Origin of the sequence: Dyella lutea (assembly GCF_024158035.1) — a bacterium.
Taxonomy (GTDB): Bacteria; Pseudomonadota; Gammaproteobacteria; order Xanthomonadales; family Rhodanobacteraceae; genus Dyella_A; species Dyella_A lutea.
This window is the reverse complement of record NZ_JAMZEK010000005.1, coordinates 121548-146025: the sequence shown is the minus strand read 5'-3', so window position 1 is coordinate 146025 and position 24478 is coordinate 121548. Positions and strand designations below refer to the sequence as shown.

Genomic DNA, 24478 nt, shown 5'->3' with positions numbered 1-24478 from the left:
ATGGGGCAATGAGCAGCAGTCGGCATGTGCGCAAGACCGCATTGAGCATCGCGCTGGGCCTGGGCCTGGCGGTGGCCTTCCCGGCCGCCTATGCGGCCAACAACGACGGCTCGGTGTCCGGCCATACCAAGGCCGGCGCGATGGTCACCGTCACCAATCCGGAGACCGGCCTCACCCGCAAGGTGACCGCCGACGCCAACGGCAACTACCGCTTCCCGTTCCTGCCGGTGGGCCAGTACACCCTCTCCGCCACGGTGGACGGCCAGCCGGTGGCACCGAGCCGCAACGTCACCGTCGCGCTGGGCACCACCACCGCGGTGGACATCGGTGCGGTCCGTGCGACCAACCTCTCGGCGATCAGCGTCACCAGCTCGGTGCTGCCGGTGATCGACGTCAGCTCCACCGAGTCGGCCACCATCGTCTCCCGCGCCGAACTGAGCCGCCTGCCGGTGGACCAGAACGTCACCTCGGTGGCACTGCTGGCGCCGGGCGTGGTGAAGGGCAACTCGAACTTCGGCGGTATCTCCTTCGGCGGCTCCTCGGTGGCCGAGAACGCGTTCTACGTGAACGGCCTCAACGTCACCGACTTCTACAACCGCAACGGCTTCTCCGAGGCGCCCTTCGCCTTCTACGACCAGTTCCAGGTCAAGACCGGTGGCTACTCGGTCGAATTCGGCCGCACCACCGGCGGCGTGGTCAACGCGGTGGCGCGCTCGGGCACCAACGAGTTCCATGCCGGCACCGAGATCACCATGGAGCCGTCGAGCTGGCATTCCTCCGCCGACGACCACTACACCCCCGACGGCCGCCGCTACATCACCGCCAGCCGCGACACCGAGTCGCTGATCAAGACCAACGTCTGGGCCTCCGGCCCGATCGTGAAGGACAAGCTGTTCTTCTTCGCCATGTACGAGGCGCGCGGCAACAGCCCCAGTAACACCAACAACGCCGGCACGGTGATGACCGACAACCAGGCCGACACCGGTTTCTGGGGCACCACCATCGACTGGAACGTCACCGACAACAATACCCTGTCGCTGATGGCCTTCTCGGACAAGAACCACAACGTCGGCGACGTTTACGCCTACGATTTCGATACCGACACCCGCGGCAAGCGCACCAACCAGGTGTTCACCGACACCGGCGGCCGCAACTGGGCGCTGACCTGGACCAGCTACCTCACCAACGACCTGTCGATGAAGCTGATGGTCGGCCGCAACGAACGCGAATCGTTCACGCGCTCGCAGCTCGATCTGGCATGCAACGTGGTGGCGGCCAGCAGCGCGCTGCTGGACATCAACGACCCGGGCGTGCCGCTGGGCTGCACCACCAGCTCCACCGTCTACAAGCGCAACGACGTGCGCAAGCAGGGCCGTGCCGACTTCGAGTGGACGCTGGGCGACCACCTGCTGCGCTTCGGCTACGACCACGAGAACAACACGTCCGACTACGCCCGCCACTATGCCGGCCCGGGCGCTTACTACTACAACGTCTACGCCGCCAGCACCGGCGCCACCATCCCCAACGGAGCCACTCTGCCAGCCGGCTACATCGGCTACGTGCGCGCGCGCCGCTACGAGATCGCCGGCACCTTCACCACGGTGGATTCGGCCTACTACCTCGAGGACAACTGGCAGGTCACCCCGAACCTGGTGCTCAACGCCGGCCTGCGCAACGACAGCTTCGACAACCAGGACGCCGCGGGCCACAGCTACATCAAGATGGACAAGCAGATCGCCCCGCGCCTGGGCTTTTCCTGGGACATGAAAGGCGACGGCAGCACCAAGCTGTTCGGCAACCTCGGCCGCTACTACCTGCCGGTGGCCAACGTGATCAACATCAAGCAGGCCGGTGGCCTGCTCGACGAGCGCACCTACTACGCGTTCGACGGCTGGGAGATCAAGACCATCGACGGCACCCAGTACGCGGTGCCCAAGCTCGGCCCGCAGCTGGGCAACGTGGACACCTCACAGGGCGACGGCACCGTCGGCGACCTGCGCTCGGAGGTCGACCGCAACATGGACCCGGTCTACCAGGACGAGGCGATTCTCGGCTTCCAGCAGATGCTGGACGCCAGCTGGTCGTGGGGCGTCAGCGGCACCTACCGCCGTCTGCACAACGCCATCGACGACATGGAGATCAGCGCCACCCCGCAGTGCGGCGGCGACGGCTACGTCGGCTGGGTGATGGCCAACCCGGGCAAGAAGGTCACCGTCTGGGGCGACACCAACTGCGACGGCAACGCCGACGGCTACATCACCATCGACACCTCCAAGCAGGGCTGGGCGATGTACGACGCTGACGGCAACTATCTCGGCCAGCGCGGCTGGGTGAAGCCCAAGCGCACCTACGCGGCGCTGGAGTTGCAGCTCAACCGCGCCTGGGACGAGAAGTGGGCGTTCAATGCCTCCTACGTGATGTCGTGGAACCGCGGCAATGCCGAAGGTCCGGTGAACTCGGACACCAACTTCGACGACACCGGTCGCACCGAGAACTTCGACGATCCCTGGGTGAACCTGGGCGGCGACGGCTACCTGCCCAACGATCGCCGGCACCAGTTGAAGGTTCGCGGCACCTATGCGCTGACCCCGCACTGGCAGCTCGGTGGCGATCTGGACGTCCATTCCGGCGGCCCGATCACCGGCTTCGGTGTAGGCAACCCGTACGACGCCACCAACTACCACAGCTACTTCATCTGCGTGCAGAACTGCGAGTCGCCGGTGTCCGAGGACCGCGTCTACGAGCGCTCGCCGCGCGGCAAGTACGGCCGCCTGCCGTGGACCTACACCCTGGGCGCCAGCCTCAGTTACCTGCGGCCGTTCGAAGGCGGCAACCTGCGGGTGAAGCTGGCCGTCTACAACCTGCTCAACCAGCAGCGCACGGTGCAGGTGGACCAGGACCTGCAGACCGACATCTCCAGCTCCACCAACCCCACCTTCCTGCGACCGCTGGGCTTCCAGAGCCCGCGCTTCACCCAGCTCACCGTCGCGGTGGACTTCTAAGGCACGCCCTCCCCGTCCGGCCCGCACCGCGTGTGCGGGCCGCTTTTTTTCAAACCCTGCTCGCCGACGACGGACGCCTGCTTGCTGACACACGATGCGCACCGTTCCTCCACTCCCGGCATGACCTCCCGGGCCGGATCCGTTCCCCTGTTCGACGGTGTCGACATCGCCGCCCTGGCCTCCCGCGTCGGCACACCGACGTACGCGTATTCGGCCAGCACGATCCGTGCGCGGATCGACGAGCTGCTGTCCGCGCTCACCGGCCTGAATGCGCTGGTCTGCTACGCCGCGAAAGCCAACAGCAACGTGGCGGTCCTGCAGCTGATGGCCGAACACGAACTGGGCGCAGATATCGTCTCCGCTGGGGAACTGTGGCGCTGCCTGCAGGCCGGCATCCGGCCCGGGCGCATCGTGTTCTCAGGCGTCGGCAAGACCGCAGAGGAGATGCGGGAGGCACTCGCCGCCGGCATCGGCCGCTTCAACCTGGAGTCGCGCGACGAGCTGGAGACGCTGCAGGCGGTCGCCGCATCGATGAACACCGTCGCCCGCGCCGCGGTACGCATCAACCCCGACGTGGACGCCCGCACCCACGCGAAGATTTCCACCGGACGCGCCGAAAACAAGTTCGGTGTGGGCCTGGACGAGGCGCGCGACTGGTTCGACCACGCCGCGGGCTTCCCGAACGTGCGGCTGGACGGCCTGCACGCCCACATCGGTTCGCAGCTGCTGGAACTGGCCCCGATCCGCCAGGCGCTGCAGCGGGTCGCCGCCTTCTGGCACGAGCTGCGCGACGCCGGCCATGCGATCGCCAGCATCGACGTCGGCGGCGGGCTCGGCGTGCGCTACCGCGAAGGGGAACGACCGATCGCCGCAGTCGGCTACGTGGCGGCGATCCGCGAGGCGCTGGCCGGTTTCGACGGGCGGCTGGTGCTGGAGCCGGGGCGCTGGCTGGTGGCCGAGGCCGGCGTGCTGCTGACCCGCGTGATCCGCATCAAGCCGGGCGCGAATCATCCATTCCTGGTGCTGGATGCGGCGATGAACGACCTGCTGCGCCCCAGCCTGTACGAGGCCTGGCACGACATCGAGCCGGTCGACGCGCAACCGCGCCCGCTGGAGACCTATGACGTGGTCGGTCCGGTCTGCGAGACCGGCGACACCTTCGCCCGCGCCCGCACGCTGCCGCGCTGCAACGCCGGCGACCTGCTGATGATCCACACCACCGGCGCCTACGGCGCATCCATGGCCTCCACCTACAACTCGCGGCCGCTGGCTGCCGAGGTACTGCTGGACTCCGGTCGCTACGCCGAGGTGCGACGCCGCCAGACCTGGCAGGAGATGATCGCTGGCGAGCAAGCTGCGCGACACTGGCACACCACCTGACTCCAAGGGGATCCGAACCATGCTGCGACGTCTGGCCTGCCTGACCGCCCTCGCCCTTTCCGGCCATGTGCTGGCCGGCACCGCGCTGGCTCAGGTCGATCCGCCGATCACCCTGGACACCCACGTCGATATCCCCTTCACCTACATGCACGAGTCGCGCTTCGACGTCGGCAAGGCCACGCCGCTGCTGGTCGACCTGGGCAAGATGGAGCGCGGCGGCCTCAACGCCGCGTTCTTCGTGATCTGGGTGCCGCAACACAAGCTGGACGCCGCCGGCTACGCGAAAGCCGTGCAGCAGGCCGAGGAGAAATACGACGCCATCGACGACATGCTGATGACCTACCCCAACCGCATCCGGCTGGCCACCACGCCCGCGCAGGCGCTGGCCAACCGCAAGGCCGGCCTGCTCTCGGCGATGATCGGCGTCGAGAACGCCTACTCGCTCGGCCACGACCTGCACCGGCTCGACGCCGCCTACGACCGCGGCGCGCGCTACGTCGGGCTGGTCCACGTGGGCAACAACGACCTGTGCACCAGCTCGCTGCCTGACACTGAACACGGCGAGCGCGCGATGAACAGCCCGGGTGACCACGGCATGAGCGACTTCGGTCGCGCGGTGGTCAAACGCGCCAACGCGCTCGGCATCATGGTCGACATCTCGCACGCGTCGGACCGCTGCGTGCGCGACGCGCTCGCGGTATCCACTGCGCCGATCATCGCCTCGCACTCCGGCGCGCGCGCCGTGCTCGACCACCCGCGCAACCTCCCCGACGACCTGCTGCGCGCCATCGCTGCCAAGGGCGGCGTGATCCAGGCGGTGGCCTACAAGGAGTTCCTGAAGAAGGACTCCGGTCGCGAGGCGTCGGAAAAGAAGCTGCAGGCGCAGGTCGCCCGCGCGGCTGGCGATGCGAAGTACGACTCCGACAAGCACGACTACCTGCCGGCGATGGCCAGGGGCATGGCCGAGATCGAGAAGACATTTCCGCTGCCCACGGTGGACGACTACGTGAAGCAGATCCGCCACATGGTGGACGTCGCCGGCATCGACCACGTCGGCATCGCCTCGGACTTCGACGGCGGCGGCGGCATCACCGGCTGGACCGATGCCAGCCAGACCCGTAACGTCACCGCCGCGCTGCGGCGCGCCGGCTTCAGCGATGGGGACATCGCGAAGATCTGGGGCGGCAATCTGCTGCGGGTGTGGGGCGAGGTGGAACGTGATGCGGGGCGTTGAGGTGTTGATCAATCAAGAGCCCCCCCTCACCCCAACCCTCTCCCCCGACGGCTTCGCCGCCAGGGGAGAGGGAGCAAGAGCGGGGCGCGCTCCGACTCCCTCTCCCCCTGCATTGCAGGGGGAGAGGGCTGGGGTGAGGGGGCGCCTTGGCTTCGCTATGGCTCTCACCCTGGCCACATTTGCCGCCACAGCCACACCCCACCAACAGCCAAACCCAACCTACGACCACATCCTCGATACCGTCGTCGCCCGCTACCACCTCCCCGGCATAGCCCTCGGCGTCATCGAACACGGCAAGATCGTCTACACCGCCACCCGCGGCGAAACGGTCGCCGGATCCGGCCAGAAGATCGACGCGCGCACGCTGTTCAAGATCGCCTCCAACAGCAAGGCGATGACCACCGCCCTGCTCGGCCGCCTAGTCGACCAGGGCAAGCTGCACTGGGACGACCCGGTGACGAAGTACCTGCCCGACTTCGCCATGCACGACCCGTGGGTGACCAAGAACATGCGCGTGGCCGACCTGCTCACCCACTCCAGCGGCCTGCCCGAGGGTGGCGGCGACCTGATGCTGTGGCCCGAGCCGAACGCGTACACGCGGCAGGACATCATCCACGGCCTGCGCTACATCGCGCCCGGCTACAGCTTTCGCTCGAAGTACCAGTACGACAACCTGCTCTACGTGGTGGCCGGCGAAGTCGCCGCGGCCGCGGGCGGTGCGCCGTACGAAACGCTGATGCATCGCGAGGTGTTCCAGCCGCTCGGCCTCAGCCGCTGCCAGGTGGGTGAGTGGAACCGCGATGCGGTGGGCGACGTGGCGCAGCCGCATAGCCAGGTCGACGGCCGCAACGAGCCGATCCGCGAGGACGGCGCGACGATTCCGGCGATCACCTCGGCGCCGGCCGGCGGCATCCGCTGCGACCTCACCGACATGCTCACCTGGGCGAAGAACTGGCTGGCGCCGACACCAGCGCAGCTCACCTGGCTGTCCGAAGAGCAACGCCGCGTGCTGCAGTCGCCGCACATGCTGATCCCCGTATCGAAGCAGCGTCGGGAGTGGGATCACAGCCACGTGATGGCCTACGGCTACGGCTGGCGCATGGCCGATGTCGACGGCCACTGGACCGTGTGGCACACCGGCACGCTGTCGGGCATGTACTCGGAGCTGATGTTGCTGCCGGACCAGCGCAGTGGCTTCGTGTTCCTGATCAACGGCGAAGCCGACGACGCGCGCACCGTGCTGGGCGAACTGCTGCTCAAGCACTTCACCGCACCGCACGACACGCGCGATGCAGCCTGGTACGCCGACGCGCTGGACCGCGCCGCCCAGGCCGACAGCCGCCGCACCCCGGCACCGGATACATCGCATGCCGTGCCCGTACCGCCCAAGGAAGCAGTCGCTTGGACCGGTCGCTTCCGCGATCCCTGGCTGGGTGAGATGACGCTGTGCACCGCCGGCAACCGCGTGCGCTTCGCGGTGGCGAAATCGCCCAAGCTCGCCGGCGAGGTGCGTCGCCTGGACGGCCGCCTGCTGGTGCACTGGGACGACGCCACGGTGTATCCCGACGCGTGGCTCGACGTGCACCCCGGCCGGCCGGTGACGTTGACGATGGCCAAGGCCGACGCCCTGGCCGACTTCAGCTCCGACTACGAGGACCTGCATTTCACGCGCACCGGAGACTGCCCGTGATTCCTGCGCGCAGCCCGTGCCTGCCGGTGCGCTCCTACACCCGCGCATCGACCTCGCCGGCAATCGCTGACCGGCCGGTTGCGCCGGCGGCATCGATCCCAGCCCACGTCGGCTCCGACGACGGGAATCTGCATGTCACACCCAGCGGACACGCCGCTGTAGGAGCGCACCCTGTGCGCGACCCACGCTTGCCGCTACGCCCGGTCGCGCACAGGGTGCGCTCCTACATGATCACGCTGGTTCTCATGGTGATCGCCATGCCGGCTTTCGCGGATGAGCCCGTCACGCTTTCCTCCGCGAGCACGGCCGCGGAAGCGAACTTGGTGGATATCCGCGCGCTGGTGCCGGACATCCACGAGGACATCAAGTACGCCGGGCACGACAACTTCGTCGGGCGCCCGGTGGACGGCTACGCCGCGCCGAAGTGCCTGCTGCTGAAACCCGTCGCCGAGGCGCTGGCGCGCGTCGAGCACGACCTGCGCCGCGAGCATGCGCGTTTGCGGATCTGGGACTGCTATCGCCCGGCGCGCGCGGTGGCCGACTTCGTGCGCTGGGCGCACGACCTGTCCGACCAAACGACCAAGGCCGCGCACTATCCCAACCTGGACAAGTCGAAACTGCTCGGCGACTACATCGCCCCGGTTTCCGGCCACAGCCGCGGCGCCACCGCCGACCTGACCATGGAGCAGTGTGACGCGCACGACCGGCACTGCAAGCCGCTGGACATGGGCACGCCGTTCGACTGGTTCGGCCTGCGCGCCAACACCGACAACCCCGGTGTCACTGCCGAGCAACGAGCGAACCGCCAGCGCCTGCTGCGCGCCATGGCGCGCGAAGGCTTCAAGAACTATCCGATGGAGTGGTGGCATTACACCCTCCAGCCCGAGCCCACGCCACGCACGATGTACGACGTGCCGATCCGCTAGGGATCACCCGTAGGAGCGCACCCTGTGCGCGACCGCTCTTTGCCGCCGGTCGCGCACAGGGTGCGCTCCTACAAGGAATCCCGCATTGATGCGTACGAACAGGAAGCGCCAGTCATGTACCGATGGTTTGCCAGCCTTGCGTTGATCGCCCTCGTTTCCGGCCCTGCCATGGCCGGCACCGCCACGAGCACGGCGGACGCGCTGATGCGGCCCTACACCGGCGACGTCCCCGGTGCCTCGCTGCTGATCCTCAAGGACGGCAAGCCTGTGGTGCGCCGCGGCTTCGGCTACGCCAATCTCGAACATCACGTGCCAGCCACGCCCGCCACCGACTACCGGCTCGCCTCGGTGAGCAAGCAGTTCACCGCCGCGGCGATCCTGCTGCTGGCCGAGGACCACAAGCTGTCGCTGGACGACTCGATCCGCCACTGGCTGCCCACGCTGCCGGCCTTCACCGACCGCATCCAGCTGCGCCAGTTACTCGACCACACCGGCGGCCTGCTTGACTACGAAGACCTGATCCCGCCCGCGCAGACCGAACAGGTCAGCGACGCCGACGTGCTGCGGCTGATCGCACGCACCGACCACGGCTACTTCCCGCCCGGCTCGGCCTACCGCTACAGCAACACCGGCTACGTGCTGCTCGGCCTGGTGATCGAGAAGGCGTCGGGCATGACCCTGCCGGCGTTCCTGAAGGCGCGCATCTTCGCGCCGCTGCACATGGACCGCACCCTGCTCTACGAATACCACCGCGGCCCGGCCGTGCCGAACCGCGCCTACGGCTACAGCCTGGTCGACGGCCACTGGCAGCGCACCGACCAGAGCGTGACCTCCGCCACGCGCGGCGACGGTGGGATCTACTCGTCCATCGACGACCTCGCCAGATGGGACGCTGCGCTGTATGACGACCGCCTGCTCAGCGCCGCCTCGCGCCACCTCGCCTTCAGCCCGCACGTGAGGGTCACCGGCGAGCCGTACGAAGCGCAGTACGGTTTCGGCTGGCGCATCACCGGCGACACGCTGTGGCACTCCGGCGAGAGCATGGGCTTTCGCAACGTGATCGTGCGCTGGCCAAAGCGCCACCTCACCGTGATCCTGCTCAGCAACCGCAACGATCCCGAACCGTACCAGACCGTGCTGAAGATCGCGCAGCCCTGGCTCGCGGATTGACCTTGCGCTTCACGCACTTCATGCACGCCCGAAGGAAAGCTGCTCCGATGTCCCGTTCGCTCCTGCCCCGCACGATCCGCCAGCTCGGCCTGCTCGCCGGCATCGCCCTGCTCGCCGCCTGCGCCCACGCGCCGCCGCGCAATCCGCTGGCGACCTGGGTGCCCTCGCCCAACCACGACATCCGCCGGCCGGTGCTGATCGTGGTGCACTTCACCAACGAGGACTCGGCGCAGCAGGCGCTGGACACCCTGCGCACGCGCAACAGCGGCGGGCCGGTCAGTGCGCACTACCTGATCGGCAGGGACGGCCATATCTACCAGTTGGTCAGTGACCAACTGCGCGCCTGGCATGCCGGCGGCGGTCGCTGGGGCACCATCACCGACCTCAACTCCGCCTCGATCGGCATCGAGCTGGACAACAACGGCCACGAGCCCTTCAGCCAGCCGCTGATCGACAGCCTGCTGCGCCTGCTCGGCGACCTCACCACGCGGCTGCAGATCCCGCCCACGCAGATCATCGGCCACGAAGACCTGGCGCCCACGCGCAAGGACGACCCCGGCCCGTACTTCCCCTGGAGCACGCTGGCCCGGGCCGGCTTCGGCCTGTGGCCGCAGGGACCGCTGTGCGATCCACCCGCCGGCTTCGATCCGTGGATGGCGCTGGCCGTGGTCGGTTATCCGCTGGACGATCGCCCGGGCGCGGTGCGCTCGTTCCACCACCACTTCCGCGCGATGCAGGGCGAGACGCTGGATGCCGAGGATGCGCGGATCCTCTACAACCTCGCGCAGCAGATCGACGGCGGCGGCAATGCCTGTGCCGCACCGGCGCTGCCGATCAGCACCGACGCCGCGACCGGACCCGCGCGCTGAGCACGACTCAGCGGCCGGCCAGCAGCCGCGCAGCCAGCCCACCGGCGCGCTGCACCGGCCGATCCAGCGCGGCCGCGATGGCCTCCGCCGTACCCCACAGCTCGACCTGCCGCTTGGCGCGCGACAGGCCGGTGTAGAGCAGCTGCCGTGACAGCAGGCGGTGTTCGGGATCGGGCGGCAGCAGCACGGCGGCCAGGTCGTACTCCGAGCCCTGGCTCTTGTGCACGGTGATGGCGAAGCCGCCCTCGTGCGGCGGCAGCGTGCCGGGGGCGAAGCTGCGCGCGCTGGCGCGGCCATGCTCGTCCACCGTCTCGAACCACACCCGCAGCGAACCGTCCGGCTCGGCCAGGCACAGGCCGACGTCGCCGTTGTACAGGCGCGCGGCATAGTCGTTGCGGGTCACCAGCACGGCACGGCCGGCGTACCAGTGACGGTCCGGCGGCACGCCCCAGAGCTGCTTCAGGCGCTGCTCGATCCAGCCGTTGAGGGCGAGCGCGCCGAAGGCGTCCTCGCGCAGCGCCGACAGCAACTGCCGTTGCGCCAGCGCGCGCAGCGCCTGCACGGCCACCGCGGCCCGTGCCTCGGTGTGGTCCTCCTCGCGCGGCGCCAGCGCGGGACGGATCGGCAGGGCCGCCAGCGCGTCGCACCAACCGGCCAGCGCCCGGCGCAGCGCCGCGGCATCGGCCACCTCGCGCCAGCGCGCGTCGTCGCCGGCGGCCTCCATCGCCGCGTGCAGGGCGCGCCCGTCGCCGGCCCGCACCGCCCGGTTGATCGGCACCAGCTGACGCTCGGCGCGGAAGCTGTGCTCCAGCCGCACCAGGTCGCCGCGCGGATCGGCCTCGAACGCGGTCACCAGATCCATCAGCACCGAGCCGGCGGCGACCGAGGTGAGCTGGTCGGCATCGCCCACCAGCACCAGGGTGGCCTGCGGCCGCACCGCGTCGAGCAGGGCGCGGAGCATCGCCAGGTCGACCATCGACGCCTCGTCCACCACCACCACGTCGGCGGCCAGCGGATGCGCCGCGTCGCGGGTGAAGCGGTTCCGGCGCGGGTCGTAGCCGAGCAGGCGATGCAGGGTCCGCGCCTCGGCATCGGGAATCGCCGCCAGCGCGGTGCTCCAGTCTTCGTCGAGCTGGGCCGCCAGCGCCTGCTTGCCCTGCCGCAGCGACTGCACCAGCCGCTGTGCGGCCTTGCCGGTGGGCGCGGCCACCTGGATCGCCAGCGTCGCGCCCGCCACCTGTCGCTGCAGGGCGAGCAGCATGCGCAGCACGGTGGTGGTCTTGCCGGTGCCGGGGCCGCCGGTGAGCACGAACAAACGGCGGCCGGCGACCGCGGCCACCGCCTCGCGCTGGCGCTGCACGGCGTCCGAGCGGTCGCCGTGGAACAGGGTGTCGAGCAGCGCTTCGTCGATCGTCGCGGGCTCGGCCGCCGCGCGACGCGCGCGCACCGCGTTCGCCACCGCCACCTCGTGCGCATGGTTGCGCCACAGGTAGAAGCGGTCTTCCGCATCGATCACGTACGGCGTTGGCACGCGACCGTCGCCGACCAGCGGCTCGGCGCGCAGCGCGACCAGCGCCTCGGCATCCGGCCGCGGCATGCCGTGGCGACCCGGGCCATCGCCGGACAACGGCAGCGCGGTATCGCCCTCGCCGTCGGCATAGCTGGCCCAGGCGGCCATCTTCGCCAGCAGCGGCGAGCCGCCGTGGCCGAGCGTCCAGCGCAACACGGCGCGGTCGAGCGGGCGCCACGGCGCGTCGGCCGTCAGCTCCAGCGGCGAAGGCACGAAGCGGTAGGCGCTCATGCGGGCGTATCGACCGGTGGCCATGTGCCCGCATCGCTGCGCTCCCGATACCAGCGATGCATGGCGGCGTCATCCACGGCGTATTCGCTGCGCGCGGACTTCCAGACCGACGGCGGCTGATGCTGCCTGAGGCTCTCCAGTGCCGTCTGCGCCCTCTGGGCCGTTACTCGCTGACCGATCTTCTCCTGATAGAAACGCAAGGCGTCCGCGTCATACGGACGGAAGCGATGCTCTTGCTCAAGGAGCCGCCACAGAACCGCTCGCTCCAGTGGTTTCAGGCCCAGATACTCGGACTCCATCTGGGCTTCGTCGTCGTGCTGACGACGCTCTGCAGCCTCGGCTACAGCCGCTTCGAAACGCCCTTCATAACCAGAGAAGGGACTCAACGCGTCCCCGAGCGCCGCCAAGAAAAACTGTGGCCGGTGACCAAATCGCTCGAAAGCCCTTGCAAGCACAACATCATCCACCGGCCGCAACTCAGGGCGCTGCTCCTCGATCAGCTTCACGACATGCTCGATGAAGTCATCGCCCAGCAACGGCATCCTTTGAATCTGCGAGCCGTAGAACGGCGCACTGTTGCTGTTCACCAGCCTCAGCAATTTGTCCCTATCTGAGCCAGACATCACCAGCATCAGCTCGACCTTGCCCGGCGCGTTGAGCTGATCACGTGCAGATTTCAGCGCAGCCATCACTGCTTCACCAGCTTCACTGGTCAACGCATGCTGGGCTTCATCGATTACAAGGGCTACGGGTCTTTTCGCAGCTTCACATAGCGCTCGGAGTGCGTCGGCAAGCGTCATTCCGTCAATGCGACCAATCTTGCTCGTATCGATCTTCAGGGTGCCGGCGACGTTGACGCTATCCAGACCAGCCGCTTTGGCCGCCCTCGCGACCAGGCCGAGATATGTCCCAAGCGTTTGCCCAACAGCATCGGAAATCAAATTTCCGGGATCCCGCCGCTGGTCAGACCACAGGTCGACATAGACCACTACGAGTCCCTGGCGCTCTAGCTCCGGCTTCAAATCCTCTTTGAGGAACGTTGACTTACCAGTGCGCCTCGGCGCCGCAAGGAACAGCCCGTTGTGAGCATCACCGAACAGGTTCTTGCCCTGAATCGCGCTCGCCAGCTCCTTGGCCAGTGCGGCTCGCGGAAAGTGGAGCATGCCTTTATCCCCGCCTCATGGTGAATTCATATTTTATGAATTTCATCATAATACGTCATAATCCGGCCAGCGCCGCGTCGGCGGCCTCGACCAGCGCATCGTCGAAGCGGTGGCGCCAGATGCCGGAGCGCGGCGCCAGCCCCACCGCACGCACGAACAGGTAGATCGCCTCGCCCAGGTGCCGGTCGCGGCGGTAGCCGGGCAGGCGCTGGCGCAGCATGCGGTCCACCGCCACGGTGTAGAGCAGCGCCTGGAAGCGGTACTGGTGGTCGTCCATCGCCACGCGCAGCGCGTCGGGCGTATAGCCGTCCAGATGGTCGCCGAGGTAGTTGCTCTTGTAGTCGAGCACGTGGAAGCGTCCGTCGTGTTCGAGGATCAGGTCGATCTTGCCGGTCATCCGGCCGCGCAGCTGGTTGACCGCGGTGAACGGCACCAGCGTCGGATCGCCGTGGCGCGCGCAGGCCTCGCGCAGCGCGGCAATCGTGGCGCCGTCGAGCAGGTAGTGGAACTCCATCTCGGCCAGCTGGCGCTGCGGCGGCACGTCGCCGAGCCGCAGGCCGGGAAGCAGCTCGGCCTCGAGGTTCGCCTGCAGCCGCCGCGCGATCCGCTCGATCAGCGCCGGGCGCTCGCGCTCGTCCAGCGGCACGCCGGCGTCGCCGAGCTCGCGGTCGATCAGGCCAAGCTGGCGGGTCATCGGCTCGCCGATGGTGCGGTGCTCGAACATCGCGTGCAGCGCGTTGCCGATGTCGGCGCCGCGGATTGCCGCCAGCGCCTGCAGCTCCGGATGCGGCGGCGCCGGTTCGGCCGCGGGCAGTGCCGCGTCGAGCGCCTCGGCGGCCGCATCGGTGGCCGGCGCCTCGTCGCTGGCGGCCGCGTCTTCCAGCGTGCCCTCGTGGGCGCCGCGGACCAGGTTGGAGAAGCTGTAGACGCGCGCATCCGGATGCGGCGGCGGTTCCTTGCGCGGCACGCGTTCGCTCTCTTCCACCGCGTCCAGCGCGAGGCGTTCGCCGCGCCACGGCCAGCCGTCGTCGGACCAGCCGAGCTGTGGCGCCGCCGTCGCCAGGTCGAGGCCGGCGGCCTGCGCGGCGAGCAGGCGCTCGATCGACACGTCCAGCGGTGCGCGCTCTGGATCGCTGGCCGGCTTGTCGCTATTGGCCTTGGCCGGACGATCCGGCGGCAGCACGTAGACGTGGCAGGCGTACACGGCGCGGGTCAGCGCCACGTACAGCACGCGGAAGCGCTCGTCCTGACCTTCGCGGTCGTACTGCGCCTTGGCCGCCTTGCCGAAGCCGATCACGCGCCGGCCGCACAGCGGTTCGTCGATCACCGGCAGCGTGTCGTTGGCGTTGCGCGTGTGGTCCCACATCAGCGGCAGGAACACCAGGTTGAACTCCAGGCCCTTGCTGGCGTGCAGGGTCATCAGACGCACGCGCTGCGCGTCGGACTCGATTCGCAGCTGCTGCTCGTCCGCGGCGTCGCCACCGGCGGCCTCGCCCTCGCGCTGACGGGCGAACCAGGCCAGCAGCTGCTCGCTGCCGTGCAGCTGATCGGCCTGCGCCTGCAGCAGCTCGCCGAGGTGGCGCAGGTCGGTGAGCATGCGTTCGCCGTCGTCGCCGGCCAGCAACGCGGGCGCCGCATGCTCGATCAGCTCGCGCACCACCGCCAGCACGCCCTCGCGCTGCCAGCGCAGCCGCCACTGCTGGAACTGCTGCTCGTAGTCGAGCCAGGCTTCCGGCTGCTCGCGCAGCGCCCTCAGCGCGTGGAAGCCGAGCCCGTACAGCCGCGTCGCCAGCGCCGCGCGCACCGCGCCCTCGTCGCTGGCATGGTCGATGCCGTAGAGCAGGATCTGCAGCTCGCGCGCCACGTCCAGCGCGAACACGCTGGAGCGGCCCGCGCCCACGCAGGGCACGCCCAGGCGCTGCAGCCGCGCGCGCAGCTCGGTGATGTCCTGGTTTCCGGGCAGCAGCACGGCGATGTCGCCCGGCTGCACGGCGCGGTCGCCGATGCGATGGCGGCCGGAGGCCAGCAACTCGGCGATCTGCCGCGCGCAGGCGTCCAGCGCCTCGCGCGAGCGCGCGGGCACCGACGCCGGATAGTCCGGCTGCCCGTGGAACCGCAGCGGCTGCGCCACGGGCGCGCCGTCGACGGTGTACGGCGCGCCGTCGCGGCGACCGCTGGCCTTGACCGGCTCGACGCGGATGCGGCCTTCCGGATCCGCGCTCAGCACCTCGCCGGCGGTCTGGTAGAACTGGTTCAGCGCCGCGACCAGCGGGCGCGAGGAGCGGTGGTTGGTGTCCAGCCGCAGCACCTGGTCGGCGCCGTCGGCGGCGCGCAGGTAGGTGTGGATGTCGCCACCGCGGAAGCGGTAGATCGCCTGCTTGGGGTCGCCGATCATCACCAGCCGCCCGCGCGGCACGCCGACGGCGTCGCTGTAGATCGCGCGCAGGATGTCGTACTGCTGGCCGTCGGTGTCCTGGAACTCGTCCACCAGCGCCACCGGCCACGCCGAATGCAGGCGGTCGGCCAGCGCACGGTCATCACGGGCCAGCGCGGCGCCGACGCGGGCGATCAGCTCGTCGAAGCTGAGCTGGCCGCGGGCGGCGAGGCGCTCTTCGCGCCAGGCCTGCACCTGCGCCAGCCAGCCCTGCCAGGCGCACACTTCGTCGGCCCTGGCGGCGTATTCGAACAACCGGCCGGCGCGGGTGGCGAAGGCGAGCAAGGCCTGTGTATCGGATGCAGCCAGCGCCTCGGCGGTGAGCTGCTCGGCGGCATCGCTCTCGGCGGCGAGCAGGTTGGCAATGGCCGAGGCCTTGGGCAGCTCGCCGCGCTCGCGCAGCCACTGCGCCAGTGCCAGCAGCGCGTTCTTCAGCGCGGTCTTGCGCGGCAGGAAGTTCGCCTTGGCGGCAGCGAAGGTCTCCAGCGCGTCGGCCTGCTCTGTCGGTAACTCGGCATCCAGGAAGGCCGCGTCGGGTGCCCACAGCGCGACACCGGGCTGCAGGTAGGCCTTGAGCTGGCGACGCAGTGCGGCCAGCGACGTGGGCGCTTCCGGCACCGCGACCTCGCCCTGCTGCTGCCGTCGCCACAGGTCCGCCGACCACTCGTCCAGCAACGCCTCGGACGACACCATCTCGCCCAGCTGGAAGCCGGCACCGCTCTCGAAGGGAAAGTCGCCGAGGATGCGCCGGCACAGGCTGTGGATGGTGCCCACCGGGGCCAGATCCAGCTCGGCCTGGGCCAGCCGCAGGCGCAGGCGGTCGCGTTCGGCCAGGGCGGGATCATCCTGCCAGCGCGCCTGCAGCCAGGCGAGGTCGGCGCCGACGTTCGCCGCGGCGGTGCCGGCCTGCCAATCCGCCGCGGCCATCTCGCCCCATACCAGCTTGGCGCGCAGGCGCTCGCGCAGTTCCTGCGCCGCCGCGTCGGTGAAGGTGGTGACGACCACGGCGCGCGGGCTCAAACCCTGTTCCAGCAGCAGGCGCAGGTAGAGCACGGCGATGGTCCAGGTCTTGCCCGTGCCGGCGCTGGCCTCGATCAGGGTGCGGCCATCGCCGGCCAGCTGCAGCCGGGTCCAGTCGAGCGCGGCGGCGTGTTCGGCGGTGCCGGTCATGCGTTCACCTCACCCAGCGTGGTCGGATCGATGAGGCGCGCCAGGCGCAGCGCCAGCGCCTGCAATTCCGCGTGCGACGGCTGGCCGTCGGCGAAGCTCGTCTCACCGGCGAGCAGGCGCGCGTAGCCGGGAGCGTAGTCGCGCTCGCCGGTGGCGAAGCCGCCCTCCCAGGCCTGGCGCGCGGCGTCGGCCTTCTCGTCCAGCGCGGCCCAGCTGGTGCGCGGAAAATACGGCAGCGGCTGGCGCTGCGCCTGGCGCCAGATGGTCAGCAACGCAGCGATGCGCGCGGCCAGCGCCTCGCGCATCTCGCGCGCCGTCTCCGGCGCCGCGGCGAGCATCGCCTCGTCCCAGGCATTGAACGGGGCGCCCACATCGGTCTTTTCGTCCGCGGTGAACACCGCCACCCGCACCGGCGTGGCGGTATCGGCGGCGAGGCGCAGCAGCGCCCAGTCGAGGAACAGCGGCACGCGCTGGGCGAACGTCAGCGACTCAGCCTTCTTGCCAGGCCAGGCCTCGAACAGCCATAACGCCCCGTCGGTGTCGAACACGCGCTCCAGCGAACCTTCTACCGTGTGTTCACCTACCGTGAGCGCCAGCGCGCGCGGCTGGCGCTGGGGCAGCGTACCGGCGAACAAGGGATGCGCTTCGGCAACCTTGAGCAGCGCGTTCACCGCGTCGCGCTCGGCCATCCAGGCGGCCAGGCCAAGCCGGCCGCCCGGCAGCAGGCCGCTCAGCCGCAGCCAGGCCGGGGCCTGTTCCGGCAGCGCGAAGCGGCCCTCGCCCAGCGCCTCGAAGAACAGCCGTCGCCCGACCTGGTCCACCGCACTGAAGCCCGGCTGCAGCGGTTCGTCGGCCTGCAGGCGGTCGTCCTCCAGCGCGTCGAGGCGGATATGCAGCCGCTGCGCCAGCAACTGCCGCGCGGGATCGCGGAAATAGGCCTGCACCTCGCGCAGCGCGATCACGCCAGCGTCGTCGTCGGCCGCTGACGGGGCCACTTCGGCCGGCTCGAGGAATGGCCTGACCGGCGCGCCACGCACCATGCCGGCGCTGCCACCGTCGAAGGTGAACAGGCGCGGGTCGCTGCCGTCGAAGTAGCGACGGTCGAACGGCTGCAGCGGGTGCTTGATCCGCCACGGCCGATGGATCGTGCGCGGCCGGCCCGGGGCGGGCGGCCGGTCGTCTTCCTCGGCCGCGACGTCGCGCAGGTTGGCCCGGTCGTCCAGGCACTGCAGCAGCTCGGCCAGCGGCGCGGCCGGGTTGCGCGGCTTGCCGTCGCGCACGCCCTCGCCGAGGTAGGAGAGATGCAGCACCTCGCGCGCGGCCATCACCGTCTCCAGGAACAGGTAGCGGTCGTCGCTGCGCACGTCGCGGTCGCCAAGGCGACGATGGCGCTGCATCAGGTCGAGCCCGGCGTCGCCCAGGCTGCGCGGGAACTCGCCGTCGTTGAGGCCGAGCACGGCGACCACCCGGAACGGGATCGCGCGCTGCGGGACCATGCCGCAGAAGGTGACGCCGCCGAGCAGGAAGCGCTGGCGCTCCGGCGCGGCGGCGAGCCGCTCGCGCAGCACCTCGCGCACCACCGAAAACTCCAGCAGCGGATCGAGCCCGCAGTCGGCGGTCTCCAGGCGGGTCGCCTGCAGGAAGCGGCGCAGCAACGACAGCGCCTCCACCGCCTCGCGGTCGCGCGGATCGATGCGGAACAGCGTGTCGAGCAGGCGCTCCAGCCGCATCGCCCAGGCCGAGGCGGTGCGCGGCTCGGACGCGTCGCGATGCAGTTCGGCCAGCGCCAGCAGGAGGCGGTCCAGCGCGCCGAGGATCGCCGCCTGCGGACCGTGTACGCCTTCGGCCGGCCACAGCTCGCCGTCCGGCAGGCTCCAGCCCGTGTCGCCGGTGTCGGCGTCGCCCAGCACGTAGCCGGCGAGCAGGCGGTCCATGCCCCAGGCGAAGGTGTGCTCGTCGATGCCGGGCACGCCGAAGCCTTCGCGGAATGCGCCGTCCAGCGCCCAGGCCACGCGTCCCTGGCGCAGCCAGCGCGCCAGCGTGTCGATATCGCCCTCATCCAGACCCAGCGCCCGGGCCACCTCCGGCACCTGCATCAGGTCGAGCAGCTCGGGCGCGGTGAGCCGCGATTCGGGTACCGCCAGCAGCCGGCTGAACGCGTCGAGCAGCGGATGCGTGCGCGCCACCGCCACGTCGGCCAGGTGGTACGGCAGCGGCCCATGATGGCGGCCGGCCTCGCCGAACACCGCCGGCAGCAGCGGCACGTAGGCGGCGATGTCCGGCGCCATCACCACGATGTCCGAGGGCTTCAGGTCCGGCCGCGCGGCCAGCTCGGCGAGCAGCGCATCGCGCAGCACTTCGAGTTCGCGCAGCCGGGTGTGGCACAGGTGCACGCGCAGCGAGCGGTCGGCCAGCGCCACGTCGGTGCCGCCCCGCAACGGCGCGATCAACGCGGGATCGAGCGCGCGCAGGCTTTCCTGCAGCCGCTGCAGCAGGCCGTCGCGCTCACCCGGTGACGGCGCCTCGTCCTGCCAGTGGCGCACGTCCATGGCGATGGCGTCGTCGAAGTGCTGCAGGTTGAGCATGAAGTGCTGGCCCATGCGACCCCAGGCGGCGAGCAGCGGATGCCCCATCTGCAGGAAGTGCTGCTCGGAGGCCTCGCCGAAGTCGGTGCGGCGGGCCAGCTCGCGCAGCTGCTCGCGCTCGCCGCGCAGGCCGGCCCAGAACTCGCGGCAGGGATCGGGCACGTACAGCACCACCGGACGCAGCTGGCTCACCGCGCCCAGCAGGGCCAGCTCGGCCGGGGCGAGATGGCTGATGCCGAACAGGTGCAGCGGCTCGTCGCTGGCGTGGCGGGCGGGATCGCGCGCCAGCTCGCGCACCAGCGCCTGCACGCGCTCGCCGCGGTGCGGCAGGCCGATCTCCGCGCGCAGCTGGCGCCACAGCGGCGCCATGAAGGTGGGTTCCGGCACGTCGTCGCGGCCGTGCTCCCAGCCGTCGAGCCAGTCCGGCCGGTACACCAGGTACTGCGTGTACAGCCGCGCCAGCCGGTCGGCCAGCTGGTAGCGGCGACGCGCCGCGTCGCCGCCGGCGAGGTAACCCTGCACGCGGGTGTCGTCGATCGCCGGCAGGTGTTCGTGGATGCGCCAGCGCAGGCGGTCGCGCCGGTACGGCGTGAGCGCCACCGCGCCGCTGCCGAGCACGCTGAGCGCCAGCTCGTCGAGCCAGCTGCTGGGCAGCGAGATGCGCAGGTTGGCGACGATGCCGCCCGGGCCGCGCCGCCGAGCCAGCGCGCCGGCCAGCCAGTGCCGCATGCCCGGGTGCGCGGCGATCACCGTCTGCGGCGCCAGCACGTGGGCCGGCGGCGCGCTGTCGAGCAGCTGCAGCAGCGGGTCGAGCAGGGCCTCGAGCCGGCTGGCCCGGTAGATCACCAGGCCGCGGTGGAATTCGTCCGTGGGGGCAGTACGCATCGTCGGGATGATAGCCGGCGGCAGGAGGCCGCCATCACATCACCGGGGCATCGCAGTGGCTGCGACGGTGGCGGGATTCACCACTCCAGCGGCAGATCCCGGGCGGGCGGGTCGCCGTCAAGGGCGGCCGAGTCGGCCACGGCGCGCTGCAGGCCACGCTCGGTGTGTTCGCGGGCCTGGCGCAGGGCGATCAGCGCACGCATGTTGCGCTCGAGTTCGGCCAGGGTGATCGGAAAGAAGCCCGGGTCCCGATCGCCGACCGTCCAGCTGCGCGCGCGATGCGCATCGACCGGTACCACCGCCGCGTGCAGGGCTTCGACCACTTCGTCCGGCTGCACCTCGCCCAGTTCGCAGATCAGGCGCCACAGCCAGTTCAACCGCTGCGGATCGATCCCGCGGTTCATCGGTGGGCGACGATAGGGCAGACGGGCGAGTTCGTGATCGTACATGGCGGTCTCGGACGGGCCTTGCGGTTCGACGCCTGGGCAGCGCCGATCAGCATGTTAACCCGCTTTCACGGGTGCGCGGAGGGGGGCTCGAACGCCAGCACCTGGTCGGTATAGGTCTCGATCAGCGCGCTGAAGGGATGCCCTTCCCCATCGAACAACAGCGCACGGTGCTGCAGCAGGCGCGGCGGTATCGGCAGCAGGCCGGCATGATCGGCCGGCAGTTCGGCGGCCTGCTCCCAGCCGGATGGCAGCGGCGACCAGAGCAGCTTGGCGGACAACGTGCGGCGGCGGAAATGCAGCGGTCGGACGACCTTGCCGAAGGGCGTGTCGGTGGTTTCCAGGGTGTGGTTCATGGCGGCGGTCAGGCGCGACGGCACGTACCAGTTCTCCGCTTCGGACAATGTGCGCCCGCCGCAGCGCAGCGCGACCCGGCGGTAGGCGACCGGCTCGTCGGCGGCGATGCCGAGCTGCGCGCGCAGATCGTCCGGCAGGGGGCGGGCCGGGCCATGCACGTGCTCGGCAGTGACCTTCGCGGGCGAGGCCATGCCGTGTGCCGCGCACCAGCGCTCCAGCGTCAGCGTGGCACTGTCGTGGCTGAGCAGGTCCGCATTGAGGGTCTGCAGCAGGGCCAGCGCCTCGGTGCGGGCAAGCGCGGTGTCGGGCCAGGCCGGTGCCCGCGGCACCTCGTCGGCGTGCACGCCCGCAGCCAGCACGCCGGCCAGCAGCACGCCGGCGCCTCCGTGACGGACCATGCGACTCACAGTCCTTTCGCCGCCTGGGCCACGGCGCGGAACAGCGCGCGGCCCTTGTTCATCGTCTCCTCCCACTCCGATGCGGGATCGGAGTCGTAGACGATGCCGGCGCCGGCCTGCACGTGCAGGCGGCCGTCCTGGATCACCGCGGTGCGGATCGCAATGGCGGTGTCGGCGTCGCCCCACCAGCCGATCCAGCCGATCGCGCCGGCGTAGATGTTGCGCTTGACCGGCTCCAGCTCCTGGATGATTTCCAGCGCGCGGATCTTCGGCGCACCGCTGACCGTGCCGGCCGGGAAAGTGGCCTTGAGCACGTCCATGTAGGACAGCCCGTCGCGCAACTCGCCCTCGACCTGGCTGACGATGTGCATCACGTGCGAGTAGCGCTCGACCACGAAGGACTCGGTGACCGCCACGCTGCCCGTCTCGGTGATGCGGCCCACATCGTTGCGGCCAAGATCGATCAGCATCACGTGCTCGGCGCGCTCCTTCGGATCGGCCAGCAGCTCGGCCTCGAGCGCGGCATCCTCGGCCTCGTCGGCGCCGCGCTTGCGCGTGCCGGCGATCGGGCGAACGACGACCTTGCCGTCCTTCAGCCGCGCCAGGATCTCCGGCGAGGAGCCGACGATCTGCGTCTTGCCAAGGTCGACGAAGTACATATACGGCGACGGGTTCAACGCGCGCAGCGCGCGGTAGACGTCCACCGGCCGCGCGTTGAAGCCCACGCTGAGGCGCTGCGAGGGCACCACCTGGAAGATGTCGCCGGCGCGGATGTATTCCTTCGCCTTCTCCACCATCGCCTCGAACTCGGCCTTGGTGAACGAGGATTTGAAGTCGCTTTCGTCCAGCGCCACCGACTGCGTGAGCTGCGGATACGAGGCGCCGCCCTGGCGAAGGCGATAGACCAGCGCGTCGAGCCGGCGCTGCGCCTGCGCGTAGGCGTGCGGCTGCGAGGGATCGGCGTGCACGATCAGGTACAGCCGGCCCTTGAGGTTGTCGAACACCGCCACTTCCTCGGCCAGCATCAGCAGCACGTCGGGCGTGCCCAGCTCGTCGGCGCGATCCCACTGCGCCAGTCGCGGCTCGATGTAGCCGATCGTCTCGAAGCCGAAGTAACCGACCAAGCCGCCCGAGAAGGCCGGCAGCTGCGGCAACCGCGGCACGTCGTACTGCTGGCGGAGTTTCTCGATCTCGGCCAGCGGATCGGCCAGCTGGCGACGCTCGGTGACCTCGCCGGCGTCCTCCACCTCCAGCTCGTGCCCCCGCAGGCGGTACACACGGCGTGCCGGCAGGCCGATGATCGAATAGCGTCCCCAGGTCGCCCCGCCCTCGACCGATTCGAACAGGAACGTGTACGGGCCATCGGCCAGCTTCAGGTACACCGACAGTGGCGTGTCGAGGTCGGAGAACACCTCGCGTACCAGGGGGATGCGCGTGTGGCCCTGGGCCACCAGCGCGTCGAATTCGTCGCGGGAAATCACGGGGGAGCGATCCAGGCAGGAAAAACAGCCGCGCCAAGATACCAGCCCGTCGGGCCCGGGGCACGGCGCGCCGGTGTTGCGGCGGCGGGGCGGGGCTCCTAGGCTGCGTGAGGGGGGAGCTCAGGGGGTCACCGATCCATCGCCCTTGGTCCGGGCGGCACTTGTCGGGTGTCGCCGCGGCGGCGCGCATGTGCCCGCAGACGGACATCCCGGAGAACCTCGCATACCCGACCGCCGACCCGGTGGAACGGGCCTGTCGATCACCATGGAAAGGAGTGTTGCAGTGAGTAGCGAGGCCAAATACTGGATCGGCCGGAACGGCCAGAAGTTCGGACCCTACAGCGAGACGAACGTCCGCCAGTGGATCGGCGAGGGCCGCTTCGACCCGGAGACGCTGGCCTGGCGCGACGGCATGGCCACCTGGCTACCGCTGGCGCAGGTGTTCCCCGACCTGACCCCGGCCGCGCCACCACCGTTCAGCGCTCCGGCCGCACCGCCCGCGAACTTCTTCAGCGGCGACCCGTCCGATGCATCCGAGCGGCGACGCGCGGACCTGCCCGCCCCGCCCTCGATGCACTGGGGCGTACTACTGCTGCTGGTGATGGTCACCTTCGGCCTGTTCGGCCTGATCTGGCCGTTCGTCCAGTCCAGCTGGGTGCGCAAGGTCGATCCACGCAGCCGCGCCACGCTGCTGCTCGGGCTGGCCTTCGGAAGTTTCGTTCTCGGCTACGGCTTGGTCATCGCCGGCGCGGCCCCGCGCGGGCAATCGGCAAGCGGCACCGCGATGCTCGGGTCGCTGCTCATGCTGGCGTATTTCGTGCTGTTCATCGCGGCGTACTTCTCGATGGCCGGCTCGCTGGAGCGGAACTTCAGCCGCGGGAACCCCACGGTGAGGATCGGCGGGATCACCCTGTTCTTCTTCAACATGTATTACCTGCAGGGCCAGCTACGCTGGCTGGCCCGCTGGAAGGAGACCGGCCGCAACGCCCCGCCACCGCCGAAAGGCGTATTCTATCTGCTGTGGGCGTTTCCCTTCGGACTGGCCATTCTCGCCGCGATCGCCATTCCGTCTTACCAGGGTTACGTGGTGCGGGCACAGGTATCGGAGGCTTTTTCGGTCGCCCGCGGCGCCCAGACGGCCGTGGCCGAGTACTACGCCCGGCATGGCGACCTGCCGAAGGACAACGCCGACGCGGGAATCGGCGCGGCGGACTCGCTGATGGGCCGCTACGTGTCCGCCGTCGACGTGGACGCGGGCAAGCTGGTGATCCACTTCGACTCGCCGCAGGCGACTGCCACGCTGCGCGACAAGGTCCTGGTGCTGGAACCGCACCGCGATGGCCAAGGACAACTGCAATGGAGCTGCGACAGCCCCGAGACCACGATCCGGCCACAGTACCTGCCGGTCCGCTGTCGCCCCTGAGGCGACAGGCGCGGTGCCGCGTCGGGTCGCAGGCCGGCGCGGTCCACCCGCGGCCTTGGGTAAG

At 69.9% G+C, this 24478-nt stretch carries 15 protein-coding genes; 8 read left to right on the top strand and 7 right to left on the bottom strand.

Going from position 1 to position 24478, the window contains the following annotated elements:
- The first annotated feature begins 8 nt into the window (after positions 1 to 8).
- The 7 genes from NC595_RS19400 to NC595_RS19370 all read left to right on the top strand — a co-directional run bounded on the left by NC595_RS19400 (position 9) and on the right by NC595_RS19370 (position 10271).
- Positions 9 to 3002, top strand: a complete 2994-nt coding sequence (locus NC595_RS19400; protein ID WP_253569035.1) for a TonB-dependent receptor — start codon at positions 9 to 11, stop codon at positions 3000 to 3002.
- Positions 3003 to 3122: 120 nt separating this feature from the next.
- Positions 3123 to 4382 carry a diaminopimelate decarboxylase gene (gene lysA / locus NC595_RS19395; protein WP_253569119.1) on the top strand — a complete coding sequence of 420 codons (1260 nt, stop codon included), beginning with the start codon at positions 3123 to 3125 and terminating at the stop codon, positions 4380 to 4382.
- A 19-nt stretch (positions 4383 to 4401) separates the two neighbouring features.
- Positions 4402 to 5616, top strand: a complete 1215-nt coding sequence (locus tag NC595_RS19390) for a dipeptidase (protein ID WP_256489715.1) — start codon at positions 4402 to 4404, stop codon at positions 5614 to 5616.
- A 157-nt stretch (positions 5617 to 5773) separates the two neighbouring features.
- A complete protein-coding gene (locus NC595_RS19385) occupies positions 5774 to 7306 on the top strand; it encodes a serine hydrolase (RefSeq protein ID WP_253569034.1) in 1533 nt (510 codons plus the stop codon).
- Between the two features lie 227 nt (positions 7307 to 7533).
- Positions 7534 to 8232, top strand: coding sequence for a M15 family metallopeptidase (locus NC595_RS19380; RefSeq protein WP_253569033.1), 699 nt, complete (start codon positions 7534 to 7536; stop codon positions 8230 to 8232).
- Between the two features lie 114 nt (positions 8233 to 8346).
- Positions 8347 to 9402 (top strand): serine hydrolase domain-containing protein, encoded by a 1056-nt coding sequence (locus NC595_RS19375; protein WP_425493174.1) that lies wholly within the window; start codon positions 8347 to 8349, stop codon positions 9400 to 9402.
- 47 nt (positions 9403 to 9449) lie between these two features.
- Positions 9450 to 10271 carry an N-acetylmuramoyl-L-alanine amidase gene (locus NC595_RS19370; RefSeq protein ID WP_253569032.1) on the top strand — a complete coding sequence of 274 codons (822 nt, stop codon included), beginning with the start codon at positions 9450 to 9452 and terminating at the stop codon, positions 10269 to 10271.
- Between the two features lie 7 nt (positions 10272 to 10278).
- Here NC595_RS19370 and recD read toward each other — a convergent pair whose 3' ends face one another.
- The 7 genes from recD to trpE all read right to left on the bottom strand — a co-directional run bounded on the left by recD (position 10279) and on the right by trpE (position 22991).
- The gene (gene recD, locus NC595_RS19365; protein ID WP_253569031.1) at positions 10279 to 12096 is read right to left on the bottom strand and encodes an exodeoxyribonuclease V subunit alpha; all 1818 of its coding nucleotides are present in this window, start codon (positions 12094 to 12096) and stop codon (positions 10279 to 10281) included.
- Positions 12069 to 13235, bottom strand: a complete 1167-nt coding sequence (locus NC595_RS19360) for an ATP-binding protein (protein WP_253569030.1) — start codon at positions 13233 to 13235, stop codon at positions 12069 to 12071. Before NC595_RS19360 ends, recD begins: the two co-directional genes overlap by 28 nt.
- A gap of 55 nt (positions 13236 to 13290) precedes the next feature.
- Positions 13291 to 16839 carry a UvrD-helicase domain-containing protein gene (locus tag NC595_RS19355; protein ID WP_253569029.1) on the bottom strand — a complete coding sequence of 1183 codons (3549 nt, stop codon included), beginning with the start codon at positions 16837 to 16839 and terminating at the stop codon, positions 13291 to 13293.
- The gene (recC, locus tag NC595_RS19350) at positions 16836 to 20309 is read right to left on the bottom strand and encodes an exodeoxyribonuclease V subunit gamma (protein ID WP_253569028.1); all 3474 of its coding nucleotides are present in this window, start codon (positions 20307 to 20309) and stop codon (positions 16836 to 16838) included. Before recC ends, NC595_RS19355 begins: the two co-directional genes overlap by 4 nt.
- 77 nt (positions 20310 to 20386) lie before the next feature.
- Entirely contained in the window at positions 20387 to 20758 is a 372-nt protein-coding gene (locus tag NC595_RS19345) for a hypothetical protein (protein ID WP_253569027.1), read from the bottom strand.
- Between the two features lie 65 nt (positions 20759 to 20823).
- Positions 20824 to 21510, bottom strand: a complete 687-nt coding sequence (locus NC595_RS19340) for a hypothetical protein (protein ID WP_253569026.1) — start codon at positions 21508 to 21510, stop codon at positions 20824 to 20826.
- Positions 21511 to 21515: 5 nt separating this feature from the next.
- A complete protein-coding gene (gene trpE, locus NC595_RS19335; RefSeq protein WP_253569025.1) occupies positions 21516 to 22991 on the bottom strand; it encodes an anthranilate synthase component I in 1476 nt (491 codons plus the stop codon).
- Positions 22992 to 23274: 283 nt separating this feature from the next.
- Between trpE and NC595_RS19330 the strand changes: the two genes are divergently transcribed.
- Complete coding sequence (locus NC595_RS19330; RefSeq protein ID WP_253569024.1) at positions 23275 to 24414, top strand: pilin; 1140 nt, start codon at positions 23275 to 23277, stop codon at positions 24412 to 24414.
- Positions 24415 to 24478 lie beyond the last annotated feature (64 nt).